Genomic DNA, 511 nt, shown 5'->3' with positions numbered 1-511 from the left:
GGAGGCAGAGCCATGTCCGATCCCATCGTATTATTCGACGAGGCCGCCATGCGCGGCGAGCTCAGGGAGCTCGTCAGAAGAACAGTCGAGGACACCCTGAACGCCCTTCTCGAGGAGGAGGCCGACGATCTGATAGGCGCCGACCGCTACGAGCGGACGGCAGGGCGCGAGGCCTACCGCGCCGGACACTACGAGCGCGGGCTCACGACCACCTCAGGCCAGGTGACCCTCAGGATGCCCAAGCTCAAGGGCATGAGGTTCGCGACGGCGATCATCGAGCGCTACAAGCGCCGTGAGACCTCCGTCGAGGAGGCCATGATCGAGATGTACCTGGCCGGGGTCTCCCCCAGGAGGATCGAGGACGTCTCCGAGATCCTGTGGGGCGCGAGCGTGTCGGCATCGACGTGCCTCGATGATCCGGGCCGGCAGGGCCTCGAGAGCCAAGCTGCCCACACCGGCGGTCTCCTGCTGCTGCACGATGTCGATGGCGGCGATCTTGTCGCCCTCCATC

The 511-nt window shown here is 66.3% G+C and carries 1 protein-coding gene; it reads left to right on the top strand.

Annotation, left to right across the window (positions count from 1 at the left end; all coding sequences use genetic code 11):
* Positions 1–12 precede the first annotated feature (12 nt).
* Positions 13–511: transposase (locus NE591_RS12295; protein WP_256156750.1), on the top strand; the 499-nt coding region annotated here is incomplete at its 3' end.

This window comes from Adlercreutzia sp. DFI.6.23 (genome assembly GCF_024462535.1).
GTDB lineage: Bacteria > Actinomycetota > Coriobacteriia > Coriobacteriales > Eggerthellaceae > Adlercreutzia > Adlercreutzia rubneri.
Note: the sequence above shows the minus strand (reverse complement) of the source record. Positions and strands in the feature narration are given on the sequence as shown.